This window comes from Bacteroidota bacterium, from assembly GCA_041658205.1.
Classification (GTDB): domain Bacteria; phylum Bacteroidota; class Ignavibacteria; order UBA10030; family UBA8401; genus UBA8401.
This window is the reverse complement of record JBBAAO010000002.1, coordinates 650,042-672,355: the sequence shown is the minus strand read 5'-3', so window position 1 is coordinate 672,355 and position 22,314 is coordinate 650,042. Positions and strand designations below refer to the sequence as shown.

Annotated in this window: 23 protein-coding genes and 1 pseudogene; 16 read left to right on the top strand and 8 right to left on the bottom strand. The window is 40.9% G+C overall.

Annotated features, from left to right (window positions below):
• The first annotated feature begins 28 nt into the window (after positions 1-28).
• The 7 genes and pseudogenes from feoB (at position 29) to WDA22_14710 (ending at position 7,736) form a co-directional block, all read left to right on the top strand.
• Positions 29-2,340, top strand: a pseudogene (gene feoB, locus WDA22_14740) (ferrous iron transport protein B).
• A 2-nt stretch (positions 2,341-2,342) separates the two neighbouring features.
• A complete protein-coding gene (locus WDA22_14735; GenBank protein ID MFA5834732.1) occupies positions 2,343-2,633 on the top strand; it encodes a hypothetical protein in 291 nt (96 codons plus the stop codon).
• Between the two features lie 10 nt (positions 2,634-2,643).
• The gene (locus tag WDA22_14730) at positions 2,644-3,243 is read left to right on the top strand and encodes an isoprenylcysteine carboxylmethyltransferase family protein (protein MFA5834731.1); all 600 of its coding nucleotides are present in this window, start codon (positions 2,644-2,646) and stop codon (positions 3,241-3,243) included.
• Positions 3,244-3,265: 22 nt separating this feature from the next.
• Positions 3,266-4,045, top strand: a complete 780-nt coding sequence (locus WDA22_14725; GenBank protein MFA5834730.1) for a transporter — start codon at positions 3,266-3,268, stop codon at positions 4,043-4,045.
• Between the two features lie 241 nt (positions 4,046-4,286).
• Entirely contained in the window at positions 4,287-5,666 is a 1,380-nt protein-coding gene (locus tag WDA22_14720; protein ID MFA5834729.1) for a multiheme c-type cytochrome, read from the top strand.
• Positions 5,667-5,678: 12 nt separating this feature from the next.
• The gene (locus tag WDA22_14715; GenBank protein ID MFA5834728.1) at positions 5,679-6,830 is read left to right on the top strand and encodes a hypothetical protein; all 1,152 of its coding nucleotides are present in this window, start codon (positions 5,679-5,681) and stop codon (positions 6,828-6,830) included.
• A 138-nt stretch (positions 6,831-6,968) separates the two neighbouring features.
• Complete coding sequence (locus WDA22_14710) at positions 6,969-7,736, top strand: creatininase family protein (protein ID MFA5834727.1); 768 nt, start codon at positions 6,969-6,971, stop codon at positions 7,734-7,736.
• Positions 7,737-7,782: 46 nt separating this feature from the next.
• Here WDA22_14710 and WDA22_14705 read toward each other — a convergent pair whose 3' ends face one another.
• The 7 genes from WDA22_14705 to WDA22_14675 all read right to left on the bottom strand — a co-directional run bounded on the left by WDA22_14705 (position 7,783) and on the right by WDA22_14675 (position 13,789).
• Positions 7,783-8,607, bottom strand: coding sequence for a metal ABC transporter permease (locus WDA22_14705; GenBank protein ID MFA5834726.1), 825 nt, complete (start codon positions 8,605-8,607; stop codon positions 7,783-7,785).
• A gap of 9 nt (positions 8,608-8,616) precedes the next feature.
• Complete coding sequence (locus WDA22_14700; GenBank protein ID MFA5834725.1) at positions 8,617-9,513, bottom strand: metal ABC transporter substrate-binding protein; 897 nt, start codon at positions 9,511-9,513, stop codon at positions 8,617-8,619.
• A 28-nt stretch (positions 9,514-9,541) separates the two neighbouring features.
• Positions 9,542-10,699, bottom strand: a complete 1,158-nt coding sequence (locus WDA22_14695) for a hypothetical protein (protein ID MFA5834724.1) — start codon at positions 10,697-10,699, stop codon at positions 9,542-9,544.
• A 270-nt stretch (positions 10,700-10,969) separates the two neighbouring features.
• Positions 10,970-11,326, bottom strand: coding sequence for a DUF2946 family protein (locus tag WDA22_14690; GenBank protein ID MFA5834723.1), 357 nt, complete (start codon positions 11,324-11,326; stop codon positions 10,970-10,972).
• A gap of 10 nt (positions 11,327-11,336) precedes the next feature.
• Positions 11,337-11,567, bottom strand: coding sequence for a 50S ribosomal protein L28 (gene rpmB / locus WDA22_14685; GenBank protein MFA5834722.1), 231 nt, complete (start codon positions 11,565-11,567; stop codon positions 11,337-11,339).
• A gap of 33 nt (positions 11,568-11,600) precedes the next feature.
• Positions 11,601-11,807 (bottom strand): hypothetical protein, encoded by a 207-nt coding sequence (locus WDA22_14680; GenBank protein MFA5834721.1) that lies wholly within the window; start codon positions 11,805-11,807, stop codon positions 11,601-11,603.
• Between the two features lie 146 nt (positions 11,808-11,953).
• The gene (locus tag WDA22_14675) at positions 11,954-13,789 is read right to left on the bottom strand and encodes a CocE/NonD family hydrolase (GenBank protein MFA5834720.1); all 1,836 of its coding nucleotides are present in this window, start codon (positions 13,787-13,789) and stop codon (positions 11,954-11,956) included.
• 836 nt (positions 13,790-14,625) lie between these two features.
• Between WDA22_14675 and WDA22_14670 the strand changes: the two genes are divergently transcribed.
• The 9 genes from WDA22_14670 (at position 14,626) to WDA22_14630 (ending at position 20,619) form a co-directional block, all read left to right on the top strand.
• Complete coding sequence (locus WDA22_14670; protein ID MFA5834719.1) at positions 14,626-15,537, top strand: restriction endonuclease; 912 nt, start codon at positions 14,626-14,628, stop codon at positions 15,535-15,537.
• Positions 15,538-15,726: 189 nt separating this feature from the next.
• On the top strand, positions 15,727-16,152 hold the full coding sequence (locus WDA22_14665) for a DUF1801 domain-containing protein (protein MFA5834718.1): 426 nt from the start codon (positions 15,727-15,729) through the stop codon (positions 16,150-16,152).
• A 232-nt stretch (positions 16,153-16,384) separates the two neighbouring features.
• Positions 16,385-16,708: a metalloregulator ArsR/SmtB family transcription factor gene (locus WDA22_14660; protein ID MFA5834717.1), complete on the top strand. Its 324-nt coding sequence runs from the start codon at positions 16,385-16,387 to the stop codon at positions 16,706-16,708.
• A 6-nt stretch (positions 16,709-16,714) separates the two neighbouring features.
• Positions 16,715-17,209, top strand: coding sequence for an SRPBCC domain-containing protein (locus WDA22_14655; protein MFA5834716.1), 495 nt, complete (start codon positions 16,715-16,717; stop codon positions 17,207-17,209).
• 24 nt (positions 17,210-17,233) lie between these two features.
• Positions 17,234-17,644 carry a DoxX family protein gene (locus tag WDA22_14650; GenBank protein ID MFA5834715.1) on the top strand — a complete coding sequence of 137 codons (411 nt, stop codon included), beginning with the start codon at positions 17,234-17,236 and terminating at the stop codon, positions 17,642-17,644.
• 30 nt (positions 17,645-17,674) lie between these two features.
• Positions 17,675-18,250: a DUF4256 domain-containing protein gene (locus WDA22_14645; GenBank protein MFA5834714.1), complete on the top strand. Its 576-nt coding sequence runs from the start codon at positions 17,675-17,677 to the stop codon at positions 18,248-18,250.
• A 259-nt stretch (positions 18,251-18,509) separates the two neighbouring features.
• Positions 18,510-19,193 (top strand): M24 family metallopeptidase, encoded by a 684-nt coding sequence (locus WDA22_14640; GenBank protein MFA5834713.1) that lies wholly within the window; start codon positions 18,510-18,512, stop codon positions 19,191-19,193.
• Between the two features lie 430 nt (positions 19,194-19,623).
• Positions 19,624-20,097 carry a DUF2269 family protein gene (locus tag WDA22_14635; GenBank protein ID MFA5834712.1) on the top strand — a complete coding sequence of 158 codons (474 nt, stop codon included), beginning with the start codon at positions 19,624-19,626 and terminating at the stop codon, positions 20,095-20,097.
• 27 nt (positions 20,098-20,124) lie between these two features.
• Positions 20,125-20,619, top strand: coding sequence for a YdeI/OmpD-associated family protein (locus WDA22_14630; GenBank protein ID MFA5834711.1), 495 nt, complete (start codon positions 20,125-20,127; stop codon positions 20,617-20,619).
• A 15-nt stretch (positions 20,620-20,634) separates the two neighbouring features.
• On the opposite strand, the gene WDA22_14625 is transcribed toward WDA22_14630, so the two are convergent.
• Positions 20,635-22,296 (bottom strand): amidohydrolase family protein, encoded by a 1,662-nt coding sequence (locus WDA22_14625; protein MFA5834710.1) that lies wholly within the window; start codon positions 22,294-22,296, stop codon positions 20,635-20,637.
• Positions 22,297-22,314: the final 18 nt, after the last annotated feature.

Sequence of the window (22,314 nt, the reverse complement as noted above, 5' to 3'; positions counted from 1 at the left end):
TCAGCGTAACTTTATTTGAGGTACCATTATGTCGCACACACCAAATGCAAATTGCGAAGATTGTCCGGTTCATAATCTTGGAAATCTTACCAAACTCGGTATCAACATGTCACAGTTCGATTTTGTTGTGGCACTTGCCGGCAACCCAAATACAGGGAAAAGCACTGTCTTCAATGCGTTGACCGGACTTCGTCAACACACTGGAAATTGGCCGGGCAAAACCGTTACTCGCGCTGAAGGGGGATTTGTCTACGGAAACAAGCGATTTAAACTTGTCGATCTTCCCGGAACATATTCCCTACTTTCAACAAGCACAGATGAAGAAGTAGCACGGGATTTTATTTTATTTGGTCAGCCGGATGTTACAGTCATCGTAGTTGATGCAACTCGGCTCGAACGAAATTTAAATCTCGTCCTTCAAGTTTTAGAGATCACAGATCGTGCAGTCGTATGTTTGAACCTGATGGATGAAGCAAAGCGTCACAATATTGACGTTGATGCAAGAAGGCTCGCAAAAGATCTTGGAGTTCCAGTGGTTGCATCCGCGGCACGACAAGAAGAGGGAATTCCTGATCTCTTAAAATATATTTATGATGTAGCAATCGGTGCGTATGTTTGCAGACCTCATCGTTTGGAAAGAACTGCCCCGCGATTAGAAAAAGCAATTTCTGAATTGACAATAAAAATAACAGCCGAATTCCCTAACCTTCCCAATTCACGATGGATTGCTTTACGATTGTTGGAAGGAGATCAAAAGATCATCGATGCTGTTAAAAGCGGCGAATTGAAAGATCTTTCTAGAAATACAACGATACTATCGGTAGCATAATGCCAACATTGAAGAAATAAAATAAACCTTGTCAAGGTTAATACAATTTATATGAAACCTTGACAAGGTTTAAAGGGATTAACATTATGAAAACAAATAACAAAGAATCAATACTCTCTACTGCTAATACCTTGCGATGGGAAATTGGTGAACACGTTCACGATTCCCTTGTGGAATCAATCTACGCTGATGCAAATCAGATCGCATCACGAGCAGTCACAACACCAACAGAAAAACCGCGATTCGACTTCGATAAAAGATTAGACAAACTTATCACCAGCAGATGGTTCGGATTCCCGTTAATGTTTTTGCTGTTGGCAGTCGTTTTTTGGCTTACTGTTGAAGGCGCGAATGTTCCTTCGGCAATGATTGCAACATTCCTTGTTGACACAATTCATCCATGGTTACGCGGTGCTTTTTCGTTGATTGGTTCTCCTTGGTGGTTGACCGGAGTACTTGTTGATGGTGTATGGCTCGCAATGGCATGGGTCATCAGCGTGATGTTGCCGCCAATGGCGATCTTTTTCCCTTTATTTACACTGTTGGAAGATTTTGGATATCTTCCACGCGTAGCGTTCAACATGGATTCACTCTTTCGACGAGTGGGAGCACATGGAAAACAATCACTCAGCATGACAATGGGTTTTGGATGCAATGCTGCCGGAGTTGTCGCCACTCGCATCATTGACAGTCCGCGAGAACGATTGATTGCTATCATCACAAATAACTTTTCTCTCTGCAACGGACGATGGCCGACCCAAATCCTTATTGCTTCCATTTTCTTCGGAGCATTAGTACCGGCACATCTGGCCGGACTTGTTACAGCGGGAGCTGTCGTTGGTGTTGCAATGCTAGGAATATTTTTTACACTTGCCGTTTCATGGGGACTATCGAAAACAGTATTGCAAGGAGAAGCATCTGCGTTCAGCTTAGAACTTCCTCCCTATCGACCGCCGCAATTGTGGCAAACGTTATATACATCGCTGATCGATCGAACCGCTATCGTTTTGTGGCGCGCTATCGTCTTTGCAGCTCCCGCTGGAGCGGTGATATGGCTTGTCTCCAATATTCATATAGGCGAATTAAGTATTGCGGAACACTTTATCGATTGGTCGAACCCATTTGGAATATTGTTAGGACTTAACGGAGTCATTCTTCTTGCGTATATCATTGCTATTCCGGCAAATGAGATTGTCATTCCTACCGTGTTAATGATGACAGTGCTCAGCACCAAGCTCTCCGGTGTGGGAGATGGCGCGGGCGTTATGTTTGAATTGGATGAAGCAAATGCTGTTGCGGATGTTCTTCGAGCAGGCGGATGGACATTCTTGACTGGATTAAATTTGATGCTTTTTAGTTTACTGCATAATCCTTGCTCAACAACAATCTATACTATCTACAAAGAGACAAAAAGTGTGAAATGGACAACAGTTGCTTCTATTGTTCCTATCATTATGGGAATCGTTATCTGCTTTCTGGTGGCTCAAGTCTGGAGATTGGCGGTAAGTTGAATATGTCTTGGTTTGATCTTGCATTCATCATCGTTGGATGGGGCGTTGGTAATTTTTTTTTCAATAATTTTGAGAAGCATCTTTCATGGAAACGGCGAATGTTTAAACTGCTGATCATGATCGGTATGCTTTACCTTGTAGGTGAAATTGGAATTGTTTTTCTATACAGTTTTCTTGGAGTCATGATTTTGGGGATGGTCTATCTACATGCTGTTTGGTTTCCCAAAAAAGGAATTAACGGCTTCACTGCAGAACCGTACGACAAGTATCTTTTCATGGTAACAAAAAAATGAGTACCAAATAATGTTCATTTCAGAGTTTATTGTTCGAATAATGTTTGCTGTAGCTTTTTTCTCGGTTTTTTCGTTCGGTTTTTATTATCGCTTGAAAGCACAGCAGCAACAAGACCGATTTGAACGGATGAAGAATGAAGGAAAAACTACCTTCTTCATCCTTCGCGTCAGCGGCTTAATTTTGTGGTTGATTGCATTTGTTTTCCCTTGGTTTCCCGATTTTTTCGCAATTGTACGTTTCGCGCCTATCGTCACTCTACAGATCGTCGGGATCGTACTTTCCCTGATTTCCATACCGATGGGTATATCAGTTTTTACGAATATTGGAAAGAATATTACTGACACAGTCGAAACCAGAAAAAACCACCAGCTTGTGACAAGCGGTATTTATCGTTTCATCAGACATCCATTATACACAACCGGATTTTTATTCTTTGTCGGATTAGGCCTGCTTTCTTCAAATTGGCTGATGCTTCTTCTTTCGTTGATAGTTTTAATAACACTATATGTTCGTACATTCACAGAGGAACAAAAACTGATTGAAGAGTTTGGGGAGCGTTATACAGAGTACATGAATACCACTGGGAAGTTTATTCCAAAACTATTTTAATTATTTAAGGAAGTGTATTCGCATGAAGTTATATGTCTTCATTTTTGCATTTGTTGCAACAATCTCCTATTCCCAAGAATTTACAAAAGCCATTGAGGATAATTCTTTCTTTATAGAAGAAGCATATAACCAAGAAGCGAATGTCATCCAACACATTTTCAATGGAACAACGTTTTCTCCGGGAAATATTCTCGAGACAAGTTTTACAGAAGAGTGGCCTATCTTTGATCAAAAACATCAACTGAGCATTACCGTTCCATATCAATATTCATTGGCAGGCACAAGAATTTCTCAAGGGATCAGTGATCTCATGGTGAATTATCGCTATCAGTTTATGAATGAACATGGATTGGCGGTTGCTCCACGTGTCTCCATCATTCTTCCCACCGGAGACAACAAAAATGGCTCTGGAAATGGTGCCGTCGGTGTTCAACTTAATTTACCGGTAAGCAAACGTTTCTCCGATGAGATTGTAACTCACTATAATGCGGGATACACAGTAATTCCAAATGCGCGTTCTTCTTCTACTCCCTCTAAAGAAACGGTTTCTGAATACTTATTTGGGGCAAGTGCCATTTATCTCGCCAATAAGAGTTTTAATGTCATGGCAGAAGTTTTATATACTTCATCCAGTTCACCATTAGGAAGAACAAACGAATTGATTGTCAGCCCTGGTGTTCGATGGGCAATAGATATCGGAGAACTGCAAATTGTTCCGGGATTGGCGTTCCCGATTCATTTCGTCAATGGAAATAAAGATGACGGATTCGTGTTATATTTATCGTTTGAACATTCTTATTGAATGAAACATCTAAAAAACTCTCGAACAACGTCATTGCAATGACTTTTTCAGAAATCTCTGAATATAAATCAGATAAAGTTATCTGTGGAAAATTCGAAACGTATTTCATATTGCTTCTTCAAACAATTTCCGTTAGCCTTACCTCTGTAATTCCATCCTCGCTATCCTGAAATAGACCGACTCATCTAGAGTCAATCTATTATCAAATAAAGGGACATCCACAATACAATATGAGGGAGTTATGAAAACACTCACCTTCAAATCTTCATCTATTTTCTTCATCTATACATTCATCGGTTTTGTTCTGCTTTCGATGCCTCTGTTTGCCCAACCGAAAAAAGCAGGCGACGAAGCATTAGGTTCAAGGAAATACAGCGATTACGAAAAACCACAAACATGCGGAACATCATGTCATGTAGATTTTTACCGACAATGGGAACAATCGATGATGTCACAGGCATACACACATCATTGGGACGAAATTGAATATTTCAAACTCGCTGTTCCGCATGCGGAAAAAGATCCGAAAGTTGCCGGTGTAAAGGCAGGCTGCAACGGTTGCCATGCACCGATCGCATTTCTTGCGGGAGATGTTCCACCACCAAAACCCTCGGAAAACAGCAGAGCCAACGAATCTGTTTCGTGCGACGTTTGTCATACGATAATCGGATTTAAAGGGGAAGTCCCTTTCAATTTTAATTATATCTCGGAACCAGGAAAAGTGAAATACGGACCGCGGGAAGGATTACAATCTCCTGCACACGAAACACGAAAATCAGATTTTCTCCGTTCAGCCGATTTTTGCGGAACCTGTCATAATGAGAAAGATCCATACGGTATCTGGGTAAAATCAACACATCTGGAATGGAAAGAAGGACCATATTCAAAAGAAGGAGTGCGATGTCAGGACTGCCATATGACGTACGCGCCGGGACAGAATGCTTCAATGGCAAAACCACTACCGGATGTTGCTCAGCATTTGTTCCATGGTGCACATGATCCCGGAAAAATCCGCGGTGTAGTTGAACTTCGCGTTCATCCAGACATTCGGGAAGCCGAACCTGGCGACCGCGTGAAATTCACCGTCGCCCTTTTTAATCAAAAGACAGGGCACAAATTCCCGACTGGTTCCGCCGAAGAGCGTATGGTATGGCTTCATGTTGAAGCTGTCGATGCCAAAGGAAATGTATTTCAACTTCCGGTGGATAAAAAAGGATTCCCTGGAGAAGAATATACTATTGCAGCGAATACATTGGCCTATCAGGATATGGGAATAGCTTTAAATAAACCCGATTTCCCAGGCATTCAGCGCGACGGCGTTCCCGTCGGCGACAGAATATTTAGACTTCCCTATCTCGACCCAAAAGGACGGATGACTATTCAACAATGGAACACCGCTTCACTCTCTACAGATTATCGATTCGGACCGAGGGAAACTAAAATTGAAACATTTACTTGGACTCTTCCTTCAAATCTACCACCAGGAAAAATGAAAATTTCTGCCGTGTTAAATTATCAAAAACTACCAACACCGGTGGCTGAATTTCTTGGTGTCCCAAAAGATGAAACGGAAACTATTCAAGTGAATTTTCACGAAACATATATTACCGTCCTTCCCTAACGAGATACTGTTATGAAAAAACTTTTCATCTTCATTGTAATAGCATTAAACGTCATCGTTACACAATCAAATGCTATCCCGGCATTTGCACGAAAGTACGATATGTCGTGCCAAACCTGTCATTCACCCGCCCCAAAATTAAAAGCGTACGGGGAAGAATTCGCTGCCAATGGATTTCAACTTCCCGAGAAAGAACCGCCCCGCTTTTTCCGCGAAACGGGCGACGATCAACTTTTGTTGATGCGGGAACTTCCCTTTGCATTTCGTATGGAAGGATATGCGCGATGGCAGCCACAGTCTAATCATCGCGCAGATTTCCAGGCGCCATATCTGTTAAAATTATTGTCCGGAGGACAAATAGCTCGGAATGTATCTTATTATTTTTATTTCTTTTTCGGCGAGAGGGGGAGTGTTGCCGGACTTGAAGATGCATTTATCATGTTCAACAATCTCTTCTCGTCCGAACTGGATATTGTTGTAGGACAATTTCAGATAAGTGATCCTCTCTTCAAACGTGAGTTGCGATTGACGCTGGAAGATTATCAGATCTATCGCATTGCTCCCGGCTTATCAAACATCAATCTAACGTATGACCGCGGGATGATGTTTTCCTATTCCCTGCCGACACATACAGATCTGGTTGTAGAAGTGCTGAACGGAAGCGGGATTGGTGCGGCAGATGCGATGCGTAACTTTGATTCGGATAAATATAAAAATATATTTGGACGTGTATCACAGGATGTTGCTGACGGGATCCGTGTGGGAGGTTTTGCATATTATGGCAAAGAGGAAAATCTCTCCCTCATCAACTCATTATGGATGGCTGGACCTGATCTTTCACTTTCTTTGGAACCAATCGAAATAAATGTACAGTATGTTGAACGAAGGGACGATAATCCAACTTTTAGCGTTTTAAAGAAAACTATAGAGACGCGTGGAACGATGGCAGAATTGATCTATTCACCAGATGGCGATAAAAGCAGTTGGTACGGAGCCTTGATCTATAATTGGGCCGAGATCACTGCTCAGTCTTATAAGTATAACAGTATCACCGGACATTATAGTTATATGTATGCGCGCAATTTACGATTCTTGGCAGAATACACGTACGATATTCAAAATAGTGGAAATAAATTTACGGTAGGATTAGTAGGAGTGTTTTGATTGTTATGATTTCATAAAGAGTGAACGATTTTTCTAAAACCTTACGATTCTATAGCTATAGAAACGTTCCTTATTGTTTCTTCAGATACTAATCTGTACACTCTCCAATAAGATTTCCAAAATCGTAAGGAACGAACAATGTCAATCCGGCCGTACATTTTAGCAGAAACAAATTGGAAGAATGTTAAAGCGACAAAATACGATGTAGCAATTCTACCTTGGGCTGCCACCGAAGCACATAATTACCACCTTCCGTATTCTACCGACACTCTAGAATGTGACTATATTGCCGCAGAATCCGCACGCCGTGCCTGGGATGCTGGAGCAAAAGTGATTGTATTACCAACCGTACCATTCGGGGTGCAGTCAGGACAATTAGAAATTCCTTTGTGTCTTCATATCAATCCTTCAACTCAAGCATCAATCCTCCTCGATCTTGCTCAAACACTACAAATGCATCATATTCAAAAGCTTGTCATTCTCAACGGTCACGGAGGGAACGATTTTAATACGGTTATTCGTGAGTTACAGCCAAAATTGAAGATCTTCCTCTGCTCGCTCAATTGGTATGTTGCTGCACCTCCAAAGCAATACTTCAACGAACCGGGAGATCACGCCGGAGAACTTGAGACCAGCATGATTATGCACATCGCACCAGATCTTGTCTTATCACTCGATCAAGCAGGAAGCGGTGAAGAAAAACGATTCCGTATTGAAGGATTCAGAAATGGATTAGCGTGGGCGCCGCGACAATGGACGAAAATTTCTCATGACACGGGAGTGGGAAATCCGAAAGCAGCAACAGCAGAAAAAGGAAAACGATTCGGAGATGCAACAGCAGAAAAAATTGGAACATTCCTTGTTGATCTTGCCGCCGCAGATATTACCGATCTGTATGAAAAATAAAACCCCGCTTTTGCGGGGTTCAATGCGTTAGAATCGATACACACTTCTATTTTGAGGAAAAAAGATTCATCCCCCATCGAACAAGTGCTAAAAGACCAAAGATTACTCCGAGAATTGCCACAACGGACGATCCTGCCGGAAAGTCAAATTGTGTCGAAAAGAATAGTCCGAAAAAACTTCCGCAAACTCCGACGAGCAACGAAATAATAACCATCGCATTTCTTTTGTGAGAGATAAGAATCGCCGAAACGGGTGGTATAATCAGATATGAAAAGACCGGAATTACTCCAGCACTTCGCACCGCAAGTACAATCGCCAACCCGATAGAAAGATAAAAAAGAAAATTCCAAAGATTAAACACACCAATCTCATCAGTATCATGGTTTTCGAATTTTTCTGTCAAACCAAAGAATTTTTTACGGAAGATTACTTGGAAGAGTCCAACAACACCAAAGGCGAATGCCATAGTCATAATTTGTTCGTCCGTCACCGTAAAAACGCTGCCGAATAATACTTCGGAAATATCTGATTCTCCATGCGGTGATTTTGAAATGAGCAGCACGGTTGCTGCTGAAGCGACAGCATATACAATGCCGATGATTGCTTCCTGCTTCAATCGCTTGTCTTTAATCTTGATGAAAGAAAGAAGAAACGCTCCTACCATGGTGAAGATAATGGAAATGAGAGTCTGATCTTTCCCGATAAAATTTCCAAATGCTACACCAAGCATCGATATTTGCCCGAGCGCCAGATCCACAAAGACAATTCCTCTCCCCACCACATGCACTCCAAGATACGAAAGAAGCAGTCCCATGATAATGCTAATCTTTAGTGCGTTAACAATGAATTCCTGCGTAAACATGTCGGACATACTAACTCCTTATTGCAAAGCGGATAGAAGCTCTGATACGTTATGATCGAAAAGATCGAAATATGTTTTTATCTCGGGTGTCGCCCCAACAGATGTAGCCAGTGTAACAACTTTCCCGTTAGAATTTCGCGCAACGAGATCAGCTGATTCTGCCGTGAAATAGGGCGAATTGATAATAATCTTAATCTGTTCTCTCTTCATCACGCCAATAATCTTCGCCAGTTGAGACGGTGTCGGAGGAATGCCGGGCTGGGGTTCGAGAAAGTCAACAATCTTTAAACCGAAACGTTGTTCAAAATATGGCCATTCATTGTGATAGGCAATTACTTTTGTATTTTTGAATCGGGTCAGTTTCCCTTCCCAATCTTTGATTTTCCCATCTACAGTTTCATTGAACTTTTTCAAATTTGACTGAAATTGTGCTTTATGGTCCGGATCCAATCGAGAAAGAGTGTTTGCAATCGTCTGCGCAATGACCTTGCCGTTTAATGGATCAAGCCAGTAATGGGGATTGCCATAAATATGAATATCCCCTTCTCCCCTGTTGATGCTTGACGGAATTTGCAGCAACGAAATATTGGATGAAGCATCCACATATCCCTCCCCTCCTTTTTGGACTTTTTGATTGCGCGCACTGTTTAATAACGCCGGAACCCAGCCGATCTCAAGATCGAGTCCTACCGTAATAAAGATGTCTGCCTTTGATAATTTCAGAATATAACTAGGTTTCGGATCAACAAAGTGAGGATTCTGATATCCGGTGGCAATCGAGAATGCTTCAATCCTATCCCCACCGATAAATTCGGCGATACTTTTAAGATCCGGAATTGTTGTAACGATTTTCAATTGCGAATATGAGTTCGAAAAAACTAATGTTAATAGAATAAGAACAATATTTTTTTTCATAGAAAAACCCTTCAACGATATACTTGCATTAATATGCATGTGCCGCGTGAGTGCCAATACCAAAAATCGCCCGAAATACAATCTGATAATAACCTGGAGCATAATTCCGATTTACGTTCTGCAGTTCCAAAGCCAATACCTGAAATTCGGTCGGTTGGAACCGAAGTAGTAATGAGGAGGTTCGCTCGTCTGATTTTTCAATCATCGGAAGACCAGAATAATCAAAACGGAAACCGAGAAATGTTCTTTTCTCAATCTGATATTCAAATAAAGTATACGCTCCGTACGATTGAACGTCGCTACCCGCGGATGTATCTGCGAGACTGACCAGTGCTTCTGTTTGCCATGTGAACGAACGGTATGTATTGAATTGAACCGGTTTCCATTTATAGGTCAGATCAATTCCTGCCATTCGTGTATCTAAATCTAAAACGTTCGCTCCCGTTAATCCTGAGAATCCGACACTCAATGTGGAATTATCCGAAAGTTCAAAAAAATTGTTAAGATGCGCAGCATAGAGTAGTTTATTGCTTGATCCGTTATCCAATGACGGAGTCGATACACTTCGACCAATTTCAACATAAAGCTCCTGAAAGAATTCCCACGGATTAGGAACAAGAACACTTGCGGACATACCTTCCATAAACAGCCCTTCGTCACCGAAATAATTTTTGATCATGGTCGGAAAATCAATAAAACTGAACGCATGGGGATGAAGTATATTGACTTTTGTGAAATGTGGCTTAAATTTTCCGAGCGTTACTTGCAGTGAATACGGAAGAGTCATGGATGTCAACGTTGCCAATTCCAATCCAGCTGAATAGTCACCGTTGAGAGAATCTTTGCCAAAAGAAAAGAGGAAATTTGCTGAAGCGTACGGATCGACAACGGAACTCATCTGCACTTCAAGCGCATTAAAATATGTCTCAATATTTCGGCGCCCCGCATCGGAATAGGAAGTCCGAAAATCCCCTATCGCACTGATATCGGGATTTGTTGAGAGTGCAGATCGAACCGTACCGGCGTTTTGTGCAGGAATAGTTTGCGCCGGCATTTGAGCCTGAAGTTCCAGCATCAAAAGAGAATCAGCGGTAGCCGATGAATCAGTCGAGGCCGTCTGTGACTGTGCCGAGGCGATAGATAGTAAGAAAAAAAGAAGAGCGGATAAAACGAAAAGCATTCGCATGGAGTAAGCCTTTCTCGAATATTAAAATTTTCGTTACTGCTCAGCGGTTATGATTTTTTTGCCACTAAAACACGAAAACACAAAATTTCACCAACCTTTTGGGGATAATGGTTCAAATTATTTTGTGCACTTTCGTGTTTTCGTGATTTGGTGGCATGTTTTTGAATTTTTATGCCATTCTGCTGAGCAGCTACAAGTTTCCAACAAAAGATTTTTCATGCTTCAATTCATGAATCAATCTCTTTGTGCAATGGTACGTTGAAAATTGAATTACGAGAAAAGTGCCGGGGGACCGCGACGGGAATGCGTCGAATGGAAATCAATAACTGCGGTAAAAGAAAAATGCGAGATATATTCCTGTGAAACAGGATCGATCAGAGGAACAACGGATGATGCTTTACAAAGACCGGAATGGGATACGAATGAACAGAGTGTGCAGTCATCGTGAGAATCTATCGAATGATGGTGGCAGTGAGATGCATCATCATGCTGAACGATTGTGTGCACACCGCTGCCGGTAGCAAACGGAGAATCTTCGTGAAAATGAAAAGGCACAGTCACGGATGTGAGTGTGCCATAAAGAATCAATACAATAACAGAAACAAAATTGTTTGTTCTGTTCTTCATTGCGTTCCGATTAGAGTTTACCCGCGCGCACCAATTTTGCGATTTCGGCGGTGCCGTTCTTCGTCACAGTTTTTAAGGCTTTGCTGGTAAGTTTAACGTTTATGTATCGTTTCAATTCCTGCACCCAGATGCGTTTGCTCTGGAGATTTGGAAGAAAGCGACGCGGTGTTCTGTTGTTCGCGTGCGATACATTGTGTCCGGTCATTGGACCGACTTCTGAGACTTCACATCGTTTTGACATTGTTCTAGTTCCTTGTTTGCTTAATGATCTGAATTAGTGTGCGCCTGACTGCATTTTTTTGTATTCCGCTTCCAGGACTGCATCTTCAGACTTTTCGTCTTTTACTTTTACTAATTTCTGGTTGAAACGGTATGAACCTTTATCTGTTTTTACCGCTGCAACAAATTTGATCGTTTTTTCCAACCCGCCTGCTTTTGCGGCTTTTTTGGCTTTTTCCTCAAACGACTGTTGTTTTGCCATTGAAATCTCTCCTTGCGTTTAGACGTTGTTACTTTAGGGATTATAAATATACGAAATTCCAGCCAAAAAGCGAATGAAAAAAATTAAATAATTTCATCACCCTGGCTTTTTAAGCGAATGACCCTATTCTGATAGTTATTTTCCGCTTATTTTTTAAGAACTTCTACTTCTAGATAAGAGCTATTTTCTATGGATCGATAGATGCGGTGAGTCGCCTTCTGGAAATCGGTCTCTTTTGCTTGGTAAATATTCACGAATTTTTGAGGATTCCGATCGACAAGCGGAAACCAACTGCTCTGGATTTGCACCATGAACGAGTGTCCCTTTTTGAATGTATGATTTATGTCCGGGATGGTAAAAGAAACAGTTTCTATTTTATTTGGCTTCAATGCTTCGGGAGTTGAAAAACTATTCCGGTATCGTGCACGCATCACTTCTCCGCGCACCAGCATTTGATATCCACCCATTTTTATATGCTTGGGATTTACTCCATCGTCTTTTGTCGTATCCGGAAAAACATCGATCACTTTCACAACAAAATCGGCATCAGATCCTGTTGTTGAAACAAATAAATGCGCAGTAATCGGTCCTGCCAATGTCATATCGTCGTCAATGTTCATTTTGTACGAAAGAACATCGGGACGCTGCCAGGCAAATCGCTGATCGTCCGTCATATATTCCCTGCCACGTGAATTGCTGATGTCCGCAATATACGGCACTGGTCGATGAGGATCGCTGAGGTATTCATCGGAACCATTTTTCTCACTCGGTTTTTTAAAGGAGAGTTTTTCTTCTGCAGAAAGAAATATTTTTGTTGTTTCAACATTCTTCGGCGGCCATTCACTATATGATCTCCAGACATTACTCCCTGTCTCAAATGCAGAAACTTCCGGAAGATGGAAGCTCCCTTTTCCCTTCAAATAAAAATTAAAGAATTCACGAATGTGTTGATCGTAATATTCTGAATTTTTATTTCCAAAACTCACATGTCCTAATCGGCTCCCATCGGAACGAACCCAGCCGCCATGAAACCATGGACCCATCATCAGCAAAGTTCGATTTTTCTGGTTGTTCTTTTCAATCGCGGAATAAATCTTTAAAGAACCATAGAGATCTTCGGCATCGAACCAGCCGCCAACAATAAGAACGGCAGGTTTAATGTTTTTCATATGTTGAGCGACACTACGCGATTTCCAGAATCCATTATAGTCCGGATGGATAAACAGATCATTCCAAAATTTAGCAGTGTCTCCGTAATATTTATTTTTTATCGATAACAATGATCCGGCTTCCAGCAGAAATTTATATCCATCAGGTGTTGGGAATTCAAATCCTGGGGGCCAGGTTGTTGTTAATGTCGGCCGCGGTTTTCCAAATGAACGATAGAAGCTGAAACCATCAATCAACAACATAGCTCCATTATGATGAAAATCATCGCCGATGAACCAATCTGAAATGGGGGCTTGTGGCGAGACGGCCTTTAATGCAGGATGCGAATTGATTAAACCATGAGCCGCATAAAATCCCGGATAGGAAATTCCGATCATACCGACATTACCGTTATTCGGTTGGACATTTTTTAACAGCCATTCGATTGTATCATAGGTATCACTACTCTCATCAACATCATTATTCGATCGTTTATCAACAATATGCGGACGAATATCTTCATACACCCCTTCAGACATAAAGCGGCCCCGCACATCTTGAAACGCCATGATATATTTTTCCTGGGCCATCCATAAATTATTTTGTCCCGCTTTCAAATAATCACTTCCATAGGGTGCTACCGTATAGGGAGTCCGCGACAGAATGATGGGATATTTCGTCGTTGTGTCCTTTGGGACATAGACAGCGGTATGGAGTTTTTTGCCATCCCGCATCGGAATTTTGTATTCGAATTTGAGATAGTCAGTCTTAAGATCAATATCCTGTGCAAAAAGAAGGATGGGTAGAAGAAGAATGGAACGAAAATATTTCATAGAGTTTCTTTCCTATTAATAATATACATGTTTTTCACACTCGATTCTAAATAAGGAATACTACAAGAATATGTCGTCGATACTGTTTTCGCATCCACAGACTTTGTCTGCGGCAGCCAAGTGATATTCTTCTGCGGATACATTGACACAGTCATTTCCATTAACGAATTCGCCGATTGCATTGAAAACACAATCCCCACCATTCTGAGTGTGTGAAGTCAGCGAATCTGTTCCACGTGGTTTTTACAGTTCGACGAAAAGCGAGTTATGCATAAAAAGTTCGACAAATCTCTTACCGGAAGAAGAAACATGAATCCTACTCTTAGACAATGACTTAAGCTGTAAAATGATGGACGTAACGTACAAAATTTGGCAGAGTTGTTCAATACAATACTATTTAAGTCCATATGATAAATTGTACTATCAAAAAAGAAATTATTAATGATTGAATCCGAAGCACCAAAAATATTGTTGCTTACTGTTCTTGTGCAAGAAATAATTAGGAAAAAAAAGTGTGTATGGCTTACGTCATAATTTTGCAACACATTTATAAGAAAACGGAGTCGATTTATGGTATATACAAAAATAATTAAGACACATCACAAGAAATCGCTCGGAAAGATTTTAAATCCAATGGATGAGGCAATACAACAGTCAAACCGGCCAAAATATTACAGGCAAGAGCCAAATAGACGCATTGCGTAAATCATGCTAAAATGGTATAATAGACGCATGTTTATGCAGAAAAAATAAACTACTGAGATATTACAAACGTTAATGGTTAGCTTAAAAGACGATACACCATCAACAAAACGAACAGATAATAATCGAAAAATATGATACCGGACTATCAATCGTTAATGCTTCCTTTACTCAAACTTGTCTCGGACAGACAGGAACATAAATATAGAGATCTAATTGAAAATTTAGCGACTGAATTTCAAGTGACGGACGAGGAAAGAAAAGAACTTTTAGCAAGTGGTAATCAAGCAATTTTTGATAACAGAGTTGGTTGGGCAAAAACATATTTAAAAAAAGCAGGACTTCTTGACTCACCCAAACGGGCAACTTTTGTTATTACTCAAATTGGACTTGACACTCTAAAGAAAAACCCTGAGCGAGTAGATGCAAAATATTTAAGACAATTTCCTGCATTTCTCGAATTTCAAAACGCAAGCCGAAATGACAGTGAAGAAGAAGTTGTAATTGTAGAAATAAACGAACAAACACCAGAAGAAAATCTTGACAAGGCATATCAACGAATTAGAAAATCATTAGCGTCTGAATTGCGTAACCGAGTGGTTGATTTATCGCCAACATTTTTTGAGAGACTTGTCGTTGAATTGTTAGTAAAAATGGGATACGGTGGATCTATCAAGGACGCAGGAAAAGCAATAGGAAAAAGTGGTGACGAAGGAATTGATGGAACAATAAAAGAAGATAAACTCGGGCTTGACATTATTTACATTCAAGCCAAACGTTGGAGACCAGGAAATGTAGTTGGGCGGCCAGAACTACACAAATTTGTTGGTGCTTTAGCTGGACAAGGTGCTAAAAAAGGCATCTTCATCACGACATCAAATTTTACAAAAGAAGCTTTGGAATACACACCAAAAAATGAAACTAAAATTGTGCTTATTGACGGAGAACAATTGGCTCAACTGATGATGGACTACAATCTTGGTTGCACGACACAACAGATATACGAACTTAAAAAAATTGATAGTGACTACTTTGGCGAAGAGTAATATTAATTACAAAAAAGAGAGTCGAACCGCTAACAGCAGCTTCAAGAAATTGGTGATTCAGTGGTTAAATGAAGCTTTGGACTTCGTATCAAGTTTGGTAGTGGCAGAAGTTTAGTGCTTCAAAATCGCCAACTTCTTGTAGCCACAAACCGATATACGAAACAAATGTGAAACAAATTATATTTTCAAATGGCTAAAAAATCAAAACTGGTTGAAATAAAAACAAAACCAACCTTAGCAAACGTGGAGGATTTTATCAACTCTGTTAAGGATGAACAAAAGCGCAAGGACAGTTTTGCGCTTTTGGAAATGATGAAAAAAGCAACCGGGGAAGAACCAGTGTTATGGAGCAGTTCTATCATCGGTTTTGGGAATAAACGATACAAAAGTCCCACCACTGGCAGGGAAGTTGATTGGTTCCTTATAGGTTTCTCTCCCCGTAAAGCGAATCTATCGCTGTACCTTATGGTAGATATTAAGAAACAAGCTGTCGTTCTTAAAAAGCTGGGTAAACACAAGACAGGTATTGGCTGCCTCTACATAAATACACTTAAAGACGTTGATCTAAACGCTCTGAATGAAATCATCCGCACATCTCTAAAAGAAAAAAAGTAAACACATTTCGTATATCAACCGGCAGGGCTGCGGACAACATCGCAATAATTCTGGCGTACAATTATCATTTCAACACTATCCTTCTACCCTTCTTTAGTCATCGGCTGACAATCATTCAAACCTACGGCTAACAACACTCAAAACCATCCAGTGATAATAATTTGCAAAAAAAACTTGCGTAGTCAAATAACTTCATGTATATTGTAGTCAAATAACTACACAATAAAATATAATGAATTTACGACGAGATGTATTTCAAGCCATAGCAGATCCGACAAGAAGAGCTATACTTCTGTTGGTTGCTTCACAATCGATGACGGCAGGCGCGATTGCCTCAAACTTTGATACGGCAAGACCGACCGTTTCAAAACACCTGCAGATACTTACCGAGTGCGAACTGATTGAACAAGAGCAAAACGGCAGAGAAATTTATTATCACTTCAATCCTAACAAAATGAAAGAAATAGCTGAATGGCTGATGCCTTTTGCAAAAATGTGGGATGACAGGTTCAATAAATTGGAAACAATCATGAAAAACTACAAACAAAAAAAATAAAATACTATGGAACGGAAAATGCCGCTGCACAGCATCCCTTACAACGGGACAAAAATCAACGCTGAAGATGGCAAACAGGATTTAATGATTACGCGGGAATTTGATTTGCCGTTGGAATTACTTTTTACAGCGTATGCAGATCCCAGCATTGTTGAGCAGTGGATGGGAACAAAAGTGCTGAAACTTGAAAATAAAAAGCACGGCGGTTACCAATTTGAAACAACTGATCCCAAAGGAAACAAACACGGATTCAATGGTGTGATCCATGAGTTTAGCACGAACCAGAAAATCACGCGCACATTTGAAATGGAGAATACCCCTTTTGGTGTCCAGCTTGAGTTCTTAGAATTTGAAAAACTCACGGACAACACCAGCAAACTCAATATGCATATCGTATATAAGTCGGTCGCACTCAGGGACCAGATGCTGAAGTTACCCTTTGCTCAAGGCATCAACATGGCGCATAACCGATTACAAGAGATTGTAAACAAATTAAAATAATATCTCACAATAGGGAGAAAAGATATGGCGAAGAGAAACCTGTCTGCCGGCAAAGCAGGTAAAATTATCTATTGGATTGCTACGCTCTGGCTTTCATTAGGAATGCTGTCAACCGGTTTAGGACAGTTATTCAATTTTAAAGGACAAGGGGGTGCAGATATGATTACCCATTTGGGTTATCCTCTCTATTTGCTGACAATCCTTGGCGCTTGGAAAATGTTGGGAGTCGTTGCAATGCTTATTCCTAAATTTCCTTTACTGAAGGAATGGACTTATGCAGGATTTTTCTTTATCATGACCGGAGCGGCATTTTCACATATCGCCATAAGTGATCCTGTGATTGAAATATTTCCTTCGCTGTTGCTTCTCGTTCTGACCGTAATGTCTTGGTATTTCAGACCTGCAGATAGAAAAATCATTTCGGTTAATCAATAAATGAATATTCAACAGAGGTAATATAAAAGTATGAAGAAGACTAATAGTAATAAAAAGGAGTTGTCACCAAAGCAACGTGAAGAACTGCTCAGAGCGTTGGAAGACCGTTTTGAGAAAAACATGAACCGACATAAAGGCCTTGAATGGGCTACAGTACAGGCAACGCTGGAAGCTAATACTGAAAAACTGTGGTCACTCAATGAAATGGAAAGAACTGGCGGTGAACCGGATGTTGTTGGTTACGATAAAAAGAGACACGAGTACATTTTTTATGATTGTTCAGCGGAAAGCCCTAGCGGCCGCAGAAGTCTTTGTTACGACCGTGAAGCGCTGGAGTCAAGAAAAGAACATAAACCGAAGAATAGCGCTATTGATATGGCTGCTGCTATGGGCATTGAGATTTTAACTGAAGAACAATATCGAGAATTGCAGAAACTTGGATATTTTGATACGAAAACATCGAGTTGGATAAAAACACCTTCGGATATCAGAGAACTTGGCGGTGCCCTCTTTGCTGATTTCCGCTACGACAATGTCTTCGTGTATCACAACGGTGCAGAATCTTACTATGCTGCCAGGGCGTTCCGTGGTTTGCTGAGGGTTTAAATTTGAGAATTGATCAACTGAGAAAGAAATGGAAAATATAATAAATAACCAAAACACAAAATTAACCAACCTAAATTAATAAATGTAACTACTCAGAGTTTAGGATTTTTTATCACGAAAACACAAAATTTCACCAAACTCTTAGGGATAATGGTTCAAATTCCTTTCGTGCCTGCCCGACTCGTCGTTTGGCGGGATTTGGTGGCATGTGTTTGAATTTTTATGTAATTCTGCTGAGTAGTCCCAATAAATTAAAATTATGAATGAAGCAAAACAAAATTTAATCCTTGCCGAACAAAAGGCAAAAGAATTATTTCATACCGTAGAACAACGTGGATTAATAGTTTCAGGAAAGTCTGAAAGAGAGTTATCAGATGAAGTGATTAAACTTGCCAAAGAACTTTTTGGTATTGAAACGTACTGGCATAAAAAAATTGTACGGGCTGGCATCAATACACTTCAACCGTTCAATGGAAACCCGGTTGACAGGGTTATTCAAAATGACGATATAGTGTTTTTAGATTTCGGCCCCATCTATAATGGCTGGGAAGCGGATTTAGGAAGAACCTATGTTATCGGAAATAATCCTTTAAAATTGAAGTTAAAAAAAGATGTAGAAGACGCTTGGCATGAAGCACATACATGGTATTCGAAGCAAAGCAACCTTACCGGTGCGGAATATTTTAATTACGTTGTTGAACTAGCGAAACGCTATGGGTACACGTTTGGAAATGAGATAGCAGGTCACATCGTAGGTCGTTTTCCTCATGAGCAACCCGATGACCCTAAGGATTTGTGTTTAGATATTCATCCTGACAATCATAGCAGCATATTTCTATTGGATAAACACGGAAACAAAAGACACTGGATTTTGGAGATTCACTTTATAGACAAGATAAATAATATCGGTGGATTCTTTGAGCAATTATTGACAACAGAATAAAACAACAAACTACTAACACGGGTTTTGCATTAGAGGGACGCGACAGATATAGCTTCAGCTTTTTACTTAACTTGGACGAAAAGTATTCAGCGGGCATTTGCAAACGAGTAAGACATTCTCTCATCCCCGCCATCGCAAAGCTTCACCGTTAGAGTGATTCAAAAAATAAATGTCCTCGCAGCAAGCCGCGAAGTATCTTGTCATGTCCCGCCTTTCGAATTCCGTATAGCGGGATTCAAAAAGGCGGAACCAGCGTACGCTGGCATCCAGGTCCTGGATTCCGGTGCCGAAGGCATCACTTTGTAGACTTTCGCCGGAATGACACCGCAACCGGCGGGGAATTGGACCCTTAAGAGATTAAAATTGTCACTGTTATTGAAATATGCATTGTTGTAAATGTGGTTTTTATAGTACTGCCAAGGATAACCTTATGGAATATTCACTGTACAAAATGATTCATGTTATCGCCGTCATACTTTTCTTGGGGAATATCGTAACTGGCCTTTTTTGGATGCGTTATGCCGTGCAGACAAAAAATATCACTATCATTGCGCATACGATGAAAGGTATTATAGACTTTGATAATTACTTTACAACACCGGGCGTTATCATTATCTCCGCGGCGGGCGTTATGACAGCTATAATCGGTCACTTTCCCATGCTGACAACCGGATGGATTCTTTGGTCGATTATCCTCTTCATTATTTCGGGAATTGTTTTCATGGCAAAGGTAGCACCGCTGCAAAAAAAGATTTATGCTTTTACTACAGTGGAAACATCAGCAACGAATTTTGATTGGGAACAGTTTCATTCGCTTTATCGTGCGTGGGATATTTGGGGTCTACTTGCATTGGTTACACCACTGGCAGCGGCAGTGATGATGGTGATGAAAATTCCGCAGTAATGTATCAAACTTTATCGTAAAAAATTTATGTCTGGTGAATTAGCATCGTTTTTCGCACGGATTCGTATCATTGGAATAAATCCGTATGTGATTCCGACAAAAATGGCATTGCGATTGCTTTTTGATCAATCAGGAAGAGAAACAGGACCGATCCAGGTGCGCGGGACATTAAACGGATTTCCTTTCACACAAACACTCGTAAAGTATCAAGGAAAGTGGCGTTTATATTTGAACACGCCAATGAGGAAAGGAGCTGGGATCGACGTCGGCGACATAGCAGAGGTGAGTATTGCGCACGATCCGAGATCAAGAACAATCAAGATGCCAGCAGCATTGAAGAGTGCATTACAGAAAAATGGAAAAGCACAATCGGTGTTTAAAGGTCTGCCGCCATCACGTAGAAAAGAAATTGTTCGATATATTGTTTCGTTGAAAAGTGAAGCAGCGGTCAAAAGGAATATTGAACGGGCAATCAGATTTCTTTCAGGAAAAGGTAGATTTGTGGGACGCGATGAACCTTAAAAAGATAAATGACCATTACACCGCAAATGAACCGCTTCGCAAAACCTTTCCTGCTAGTTTCCCCGTGATCGAATTATTATCAACAGCAAATTGCCCGTTCACAATAACGAACGGTATTCCGGTCGGAAATTGATGCGGATTGAGAAATGTTGCATTGTCTTTAATCGTTGCGTAATCAAAGATGACGATGTCTGCTGCTTTTCCCTCTGCGATCACTCCACGATCTTTCAAGCCAATTTTTTGTGCCGGCATCGAAGTCATTTTCCGTATCATTTCCGGCAGCGAACAGACATTTCGTTCTTTTTGATAATAGGAAATTGCGCGGGGAAACGTTCCATACGTTCGGGGATGCGGGTTTGATTTTGACGCCGGTGAATATGCGCCGCCATCCGAAGCAACGATTGTATTCTTCCATCGAAGAACCAATTCTGTTCCCTCTTCATCCATTCCAAAACCGACCATGCCAACAGAACCATTTTCTTTGATCATGAGATCGACTGCAAATTCAAAAGCATCGACATTCAATTGAGTGACGATCTGTTGAATTGTTTTGCCGATGTATGTTTTGTGCTCTTCCAGTTTCGTTGATGTGATCATCACGGAATCCCACGATCCCAAGCCGTTGATCTTCCGTAACGTCTCCGGCCGTATTTTTTCTACGATTGATCGGTCTTTCAACCGAATCATAAATTGTTCCGTCCCTCCATCACGTGACCACAACGGAAAGAGATTTGCAAGACCGGTCTGGTATGCAATGTAGGGGTATCGATCGGCGTGAACTTCGATCCCTTCCGCAATCGCATTTTCCATCATCTTAATAGTAATTTCATTCTTATACCAATTCACTTTATAGGATGATTTTAGATGTGATATTAGTAAACGGCCTCCGGAATTGCGTGCAATACTAATCGCTTCTTCAATCGCTTCAAGTACTCTGTTATCTTCATTCCGCATATGTGATGAATACAACCGATACGGTTCTGGAGCAGCTTTGGTCAACTCCCACAACTCTTCTGTTGATGCAAAACTTCCGGGGGTATATTCCAATCCTGTTGAAACACCGCAAGCCCCTTGCTCAATCGCTTTTTTCACCTCTCGTTTCATCGCTTTCATCTCTTCCGGTGTTGCCGGACGATCATCTTCACCCACAACAACTTCGCGGATAGTTCCAAGCCCTACCATTGATGCAAGATTTTGAGCAGATCCTTTTTTCTGCAGATGATTAAAAAATCCGTCAAGGTCTGTATATAATTGTTCGTCATCCTCTCCAAGAACTTTACGAGGAGCGCGTGATTCACCATCTGCACCTCCTACTTCGGTTGTTACTCCCTGTCGTAATTTGCTGTCCGCAGTCGGAAGCCGGAGAATTGCTGAATCGGTATGCGTGTGAATATCAACAAATCCCGGAACCACATGCATTCCATTTGCATTGACTATTCGCATTGTATCAATGCTTTCAATGTTACCAACGGTAATAATCTTTCCGTCCCGAATCCCAACATCAGCGAGAGTTTCTGCAATACCGGTTCCATCAATTACTCTCCCTCCTTTGATTATGAGATCGAATTGTGTGCGATGAGAAATTGATGCTGCGGATGGAGCACAACTGGCAAGAAACGCACCTGCACCAAGCGATGCAGATGTTTGGATGAATTGACGCCGTGAGTAATTTTTCATGAGAATTGTCCATGAAGA

Excerpts from the sequence above, each read along its gene's own strand:
- WDA22_14715 (MFA5834728.1), top strand. The coding sequence starts at position 5,679 with ATGAAAAAACTTTTCATCTTCATTGTAATAGCATTAAACGTCATCGTT.
- WDA22_14675 (MFA5834720.1), bottom strand. The coding sequence starts at position 13,789 with ATGAAATATTTTCGTTCCATTCTTCTTCTACCCATCCTTCTTTTTGCA.
- WDA22_14710 (MFA5834727.1), top strand. The coding sequence starts at position 6,969 with ATGTCAATCCGGCCGTACATTTTAGCAGAAACAAATTGGAAGAATGTT.
- WDA22_14650 (MFA5834715.1), top strand. The coding sequence starts at position 17,234 with ATGGCGAAGAGAAACCTGTCTGCCGGCAAAGCAGGTAAAATTATCTAT.
- WDA22_14630 (MFA5834711.1), top strand. The coding sequence starts at position 20,125 with ATGTCTGGTGAATTAGCATCGTTTTTCGCACGGATTCGTATCATTGGA.
- WDA22_14680 (MFA5834721.1), bottom strand. The coding sequence starts at position 11,807 with ATGGCAAAACAACAGTCGTTTGAGGAAAAAGCCAAAAAAGCCGCAAAA.
- WDA22_14720 (MFA5834729.1), top strand. The coding sequence starts at position 4,287 with ATGAAAACACTCACCTTCAAATCTTCATCTATTTTCTTCATCTATACA.
- WDA22_14725 (MFA5834730.1), top strand. The coding sequence starts at position 3,266 with ATGAAGTTATATGTCTTCATTTTTGCATTTGTTGCAACAATCTCCTAT.
- rpmB (MFA5834722.1), bottom strand. The coding sequence starts at position 11,567 with ATGTCAAAACGATGTGAAGTCTCAGAAGTCGGTCCAATGACCGGACAC.
- WDA22_14705 (MFA5834726.1), bottom strand. The coding sequence starts at position 8,607 with ATGTCCGACATGTTTACGCAGGAATTCATTGTTAACGCACTAAAGATT.
- WDA22_14670 (MFA5834719.1), top strand. The coding sequence starts at position 14,626 with ATGATACCGGACTATCAATCGTTAATGCTTCCTTTACTCAAACTTGTC.
- WDA22_14625 (MFA5834710.1), bottom strand. The coding sequence starts at position 22,296 with ATGAAAAATTACTCACGGCGTCAATTCATCCAAACATCTGCATCGCTT.
- WDA22_14640 (MFA5834713.1), top strand. The coding sequence starts at position 18,510 with ATGAATGAAGCAAAACAAAATTTAATCCTTGCCGAACAAAAGGCAAAA.
- WDA22_14645 (MFA5834714.1), top strand. The coding sequence starts at position 17,675 with ATGAAGAAGACTAATAGTAATAAAAAGGAGTTGTCACCAAAGCAACGT.
- WDA22_14660 (MFA5834717.1), top strand. The coding sequence starts at position 16,385 with ATGAATTTACGACGAGATGTATTTCAAGCCATAGCAGATCCGACAAGA.
- WDA22_14665 (MFA5834718.1), top strand. The coding sequence starts at position 15,727 with ATGGCTAAAAAATCAAAACTGGTTGAAATAAAAACAAAACCAACCTTA.
- WDA22_14690 (MFA5834723.1), bottom strand. The coding sequence starts at position 11,326 with ATGAAGAACAGAACAAACAATTTTGTTTCTGTTATTGTATTGATTCTT.
- WDA22_14735 (MFA5834732.1), top strand. The coding sequence starts at position 2,343 with ATGTCTTGGTTTGATCTTGCATTCATCATCGTTGGATGGGGCGTTGGT.
- WDA22_14635 (MFA5834712.1), top strand. The coding sequence starts at position 19,624 with ATGGAATATTCACTGTACAAAATGATTCATGTTATCGCCGTCATACTT.
- WDA22_14700 (MFA5834725.1), bottom strand. The coding sequence starts at position 9,513 with ATGAAAAAAAATATTGTTCTTATTCTATTAACATTAGTTTTTTCGAAC.
- WDA22_14655 (MFA5834716.1), top strand. The coding sequence starts at position 16,715 with ATGGAACGGAAAATGCCGCTGCACAGCATCCCTTACAACGGGACAAAA.
- WDA22_14730 (MFA5834731.1), top strand. The coding sequence starts at position 2,644 with ATGTTCATTTCAGAGTTTATTGTTCGAATAATGTTTGCTGTAGCTTTT.
- WDA22_14695 (MFA5834724.1), bottom strand. The coding sequence starts at position 10,699 with ATGCGAATGCTTTTCGTTTTATCCGCTCTTCTTTTTTTCTTACTATCT.